Origin of the sequence: Candidatus Caldatribacterium sp. (assembly GCA_014359405.1) — a bacterium.
In the GTDB taxonomy this organism is placed as follows: Bacteria; Atribacterota; Atribacteria; order Atribacterales; family Caldatribacteriaceae; genus Caldatribacterium; species Caldatribacterium oleiphilum.
Genome location: JACIZN010000137.1, coordinates 1 through 4,472, shown reverse-complemented (window position 1 = coordinate 4,472; position 4,472 = coordinate 1). Strand labels below are relative to the sequence as shown.

Genomic DNA, 4,472 nt, shown 5'->3' with positions numbered 1-4,472 from the left:
GTTCGGGTTGAAATCCTCTCTCCATCCCGGGACTTGAGGGAGGCAGCAGCCAATTTCTTCGCCTGTCTCCACCGCCTTGAAGAGGAGAGGCTTGACCTTATCTTTGCTGAGCCTGTGCCTGAAGTGGGTCTTGGAAGGGCTATTATGGATCGACTGAGGAAAGCCGCAGCGAAAACGGAGTGAGGTGAGAGCATGTCTTTTGTCCTCGTTACCGGTGGGAGTGGTCTTTTGGGTTCCTGGGTCACATACTACCTTGTGGAAAAAGGGAAGAAGGTCATCTCCTTTGACCTTCGAGAGGTGGAACAGGAGTATCTTAAGGATCGGCAAGATTCCATCGTGTTCTTTCAAGGCAGCGTCCTTGAGTGGCCCCACCTTGTGGCCCTCTTTACCAGATTTCCAGATATCGAAGGGATTGTTCACACTCCCGCGGTCATGGCTTCCCCAAGGTACTGGAACGATCCGTACCCCTCAACCATCCTCAACGTCGTTGGTACCCTGAATCTTTTAGAGTGCGCTCGCCTCTTCAGGATTCCAAAATTTCTCTACGTGAGCTCCGGAGCGGTCTACGGGGAGACAAAGGACAACCCGGGGGAACTCACCCACCCTGTGAACCCTGCTGACCTTTACGGAGCGAGTAAAGCCAGTGCCGAGTACCTCACCTTGCAGTACGGTTGTCACTACGGTATCGATGTCCGCATCGTTCGTCCGTACTTCTTCTTCGGTCCGGGGCTTTTGCCTTCTGAGATGACCCCGGTGTTTCGAGTTCTCCTTGGGTCCCTTGAGGGACTTGAAGGACTTTCTCTTGACCGGGGGCGGGACCAAAAACTCGGCTTCACCTACGTGAAGGATACCGCCTGGGGAACCGTTCTTGCGTACGAAAAGGAGAATCCTCGGTACCGAATCTACAACATCGCAACCCCGGAGGCCACGAGTTTTCCTGAACTTGCTCGCCTTGCTCAGAAGTACAGTGATACCCCCAAGGAAGTGTCCCTTGGTCCGGGGAAGCTCTTTCCTCGAGGGGAGACGCTCGACATTACCTTGGCTCGGGAAGAGCTCGGCTTCGTCCCCCGGTACCGGATTGAGGAGGCGGTCTCCGAGTACGCAGTGTGGGTGAAGGAGGAGCTCAAAAGAAGGAGTGCCAGACGGTCCATTGATGGTTACAAACGGTAGGAAGGAGGAGGGAACCGTGGACTACGGTTGTGGAAAGCTCGAACGGATTGTAGTGGTCAGTATCTTCCCTGGGGAGTACGTCCTTGAAACTATCGAGGAGGTCATCCGAAGGGAAAGCATTGAGCACGGGGTTATCCTTTCAGGTTTTGGGACTTTGAGCGAAGTCCACCTCCACTGGGTAACGACAACCGGCTTTCCTCCGGTTGAACACTTTGCAAAGTATGAGGGACCCTTCGAGCTCCTCTCTTTGAGTGGCCTTATCGTGAATGGGGAACCCCATATCCACGCTGTGGTTTCTAACCTCCAGGGGGCGTACGGGGGACACCTTGAACACGGCAACAGAGTTCTCTACCTTTGTGAAGTCGCCATAGGAATTCTGGCAGAAATTTCCATGCGGAGGGAACGGAAGCCTGAAGGCATTAAGCAGCTGCGGTTTGGGTAGGTTTTCCTAAAGTTGACACGTCTTGCAGGGGAACATATAATTCTTCCGATGCTTTGAAGTTTGAAGAAAGGTGGCACGGAACTCGATGGTAGAGGTAGTAAAGAAGGAAGAGAAGGAAAAGCACGTCTTTGAGCTTGAGGTTGAAGTCTCGAAGGAGCACGTCGACGAAATTTTAGAGAACGTCTACCGGGATTTCAATCGGAGCGTGACCGTTCCGGGATTCCGGAAGGGTTTTGCTCCCAAGTCGGTTCTCCGAGCCCGCCTGGGGAAAGAAGCCTTTCTTGATGAGCTTGTGCGGCGCCTTGTCCCAGAGGCAACCAAGACGGTTCTTGAAAGAGAGGGCATTGAGGTTGTTGGTGAACCCGATGTCGAAGTGCTCCATGTGGAGGAAGGAGAACCCCTTCGTTTCCGTCTCACAGTTGTGGAAGCTCCGGAGGTGGTTCTTGCTCGTCCTGAAGAGCTCAAGGTTCGAAGGTACCGTCTTGTGGTTCGGGAAAGTGATATCGATGCGTACATTGAGGAGCTCAGGCGTCGGGCCGGAGAGTGGCGAGAAATCGACGGCCCGGCAGAGATTGGGGACCTGGTTACGGTAGCGCTTGGGGGCGAGCGCTTTACTGTGCAGGCAGGGATTTCAAACCACCCTGCTGCTCAGGAAGTTCTGGGTATGAAGAAGAACGAGGAAAAGAAGGTTACCCTTGACGATCAAAAGGAAACCGATCTTGCGGTCCTTGCGATTTACCGAAGACATCTCCCCGAGGTGAACGAGGAATTTGTCAAGGGTTTCGGCGAGGGTTTTGAGTCGGTAGAGGCTTTCCGTGAACATGTTCGCAGGATTCTTGAAGAGGAGGCAAAAAGGCTCGTTGAAGAGCGCTTCAGGGAAGAGGCCATAGTGGCTCTCTGCCGCGCTTCGGAGGTTTCCTCTATTCCTGGGCCTCTCCTTGAGGAGGAGACGCGAAGAGTTATCCGTCTCTTCGAAGAACGGCTGAAGGAGAGCGGTTCGTCTCTTGAACGGTACCTTGAGCTCACGGGGCGGGATTTTGCCACCTTTGAAGAAGAAATGCGGAGAGTTGCCCGCTGGAGGTTGAAGAAGCACTTCGTTCTTGGAAAGTACGCCGATGCCTATGGTATCGAAGTGACGGAGGAAGAAATCCACCGTCTTGTGGAGAATGTTGCCGAGCGGACCGGAAAACCCATTGAGCGGGTCCTTCGCGAGCTTTCTCGGGGAGATGCCTTGCTCGCTATGGCCAGCCGTCTCCTTTCAAGCAAACTCGTTGAGGATCTTGTGGGGAGGGTTGGAGTGCAGGAGGTTGAGGAACCTCTGAATTTTGACCAATGGGAGGCTTTGGAGGATCCTGAAGAGGAGATGATTCAGGGATGAAGGAACCGCGTTTGAGTTATCTTGTGCCCATTGTGGTGGAGCAAACTCCAAGGGGTGAACGGGCGTACGATATTTACTCCCGCCTCTTGCAGGATCGCATTGTCTTCCTGGGTACGGAGATCGACGATACTGTCGCCAATCTCGTGATTGCCCAGCTCCTCTTTCTGGAAGCGATGAACAAGGAGAAGGACATCAACCTGTACATCAATAGCCCTGGAGGCTCAGTCTCAGCCACTCTGGCCATCTACGACACCATTCAGTACATAAAACCTGATGTGGCCACCATCTGCATCGGGCAGGCTGCAAGCGGTGCGGCAGTTATTCTCGCAGCGGGGACGAAGGGAAAGCGCATGGCGCTCCCGAACTCCCGAATCATGATCCACCAGCCCCTTGGGGGTGCGCAAGGGCAGGTCACGGATATCGAGATTCATGCCCGGGAAATGGTGAAAATTCGAGAAAAGCTCAACGAGATTCTTGCTCGTCATACTGGTCAGTCCATCGAGAAGATTCGTAAAGACACCGAGCGAGATTTCTTCATGTCTCCTGAAGAGGCCAGGGAATACGGATTGATTGACCGGGTTCTCTATCCAGAAGAGAAGAAAAAAGAAGGAGCTACACAAGATGTCGAGATTTGAGGAGGAGAAGATTAAGTTGCGGTGTTCTTTCTGTGGGAAGACGCAGCAGGAAGTGAGAAAGCTCATTGCGGGTCCAGGAGTGTACATCTGTGACGAGTGCGTGGAACTCTGCAATGAGATTCTCAAAGAAGACTCGCGGAAGAGCCGGAAGGAGTTCGTCCTTGAGGAACTTCCTTCGCCCAAGGAGATAAAGGCTTTTCTTGACCAGTACGTGATTGGTCAGGAACGGGCAAAGGTTATCCTCTCCGTTGCGGTGTACAATCACTACAAGCGAATCATGCAGCCCAAGGATTCCCAGGATGTAGAGATCGAGAAGAGCAACATTCTCCTTCTTGGGCCCACGGGCTCTGGAAAGACCCTCCTTGCCAAAACCCTTGCTCGATTCCTGAATGTTCCCTTTGCCATTGCCGATGCGACAACCCTTACTGAGGCAGGGTACGTTGGGGAAGACGTCGAGAACATTCTCCTTCGTCTCCTCCAGAACGCCAACTTCGACGTCAAAAGGGCCGAAAAGGGTATCGTCTACATCGATGAGATAGACAAAATCGCCCGAAAGGGGGAAAATCCCTCCATCACACGGGATGTCTCCGGAGAGGGGGTACAGCAAGCGCTCCTTAAAATCCTTGAGGGGATCATTGCCAATGTTCCTCCTCAGGGTGGGAGAAAGCACCCCCATCAGGAGTTCATCCAGGTGAATACGGAGAACATCCTCTTTATCTGTGGTGGAGCCTTTGTGGGGCTTGAGCGCATTATTGAGAACCGCCTGAAGGACCGGAAAATCGGCTTCGGTGCCCGGGAGAGTATTTCGGAGAAAGAACTTTCTCGGAACATTCTCCACGAAGTGCAA

The 4,472-nt window shown here is 53.2% G+C and carries 6 protein-coding genes; all 6 read left to right on the top strand.

All coding sequences use genetic code 11. The features are described 5' to 3' along the window. Positions 1-183: L-threonylcarbamoyladenylate synthase type 1 TsaC (locus H5U36_09195; protein ID MBC7218289.1), on the top strand; the 183-nt coding region annotated here is incomplete at its 5' end. Between the two features lie 9 nt (positions 184-192). After that, entirely contained in the window at positions 193-1,170 is a 978-nt protein-coding gene (locus H5U36_09190) for an NAD(P)-dependent oxidoreductase (protein ID MBC7218288.1), read from the top strand. A 16-nt stretch (positions 1,171-1,186) separates the two neighbouring features. Next, the gene (locus H5U36_09185; protein MBC7218287.1) at positions 1,187-1,612 is read left to right on the top strand and encodes a DNA-binding protein; all 426 of its coding nucleotides are present in this window, start codon (positions 1,187-1,189) and stop codon (positions 1,610-1,612) included. An 85-nt stretch (positions 1,613-1,697) separates the two neighbouring features. Then, positions 1,698-2,990, top strand: coding sequence for a trigger factor (gene tig / locus H5U36_09180; GenBank protein ID MBC7218286.1), 1,293 nt, complete (start codon positions 1,698-1,700; stop codon positions 2,988-2,990). After that, on the top strand, positions 2,987-3,625 hold the full coding sequence (gene clpP, locus H5U36_09175; protein MBC7218285.1) for an ATP-dependent Clp endopeptidase proteolytic subunit ClpP: 639 nt from the start codon (positions 2,987-2,989) through the stop codon (positions 3,623-3,625). Before tig ends, clpP begins: the two co-directional genes overlap by 4 nt. After that, on the top strand, positions 3,612-4,472 hold an 861-nt coding region (gene clpX / locus H5U36_09170; GenBank protein ID MBC7218284.1), incomplete at its 3' end, for an ATP-dependent Clp protease ATP-binding subunit ClpX. The genes clpP and clpX, both read left to right, overlap by 14 nt.

Bases quoted from the DNA above. Each gene is read 5' to 3' on its own strand.
- H5U36_09190 (MBC7218288.1), top strand. From the start codon at position 193: ATGTCTTTTGTCCTCGTTACCGGTGGGAGTGGTCTTTTGGGTTCCTGG.
- tig (MBC7218286.1), top strand. From the start codon at position 1,698: ATGGTAGAGGTAGTAAAGAAGGAAGAGAAGGAAAAGCACGTCTTTGAG.
- clpP (MBC7218285.1), top strand. From the start codon at position 2,987: ATGAAGGAACCGCGTTTGAGTTATCTTGTGCCCATTGTGGTGGAGCAA.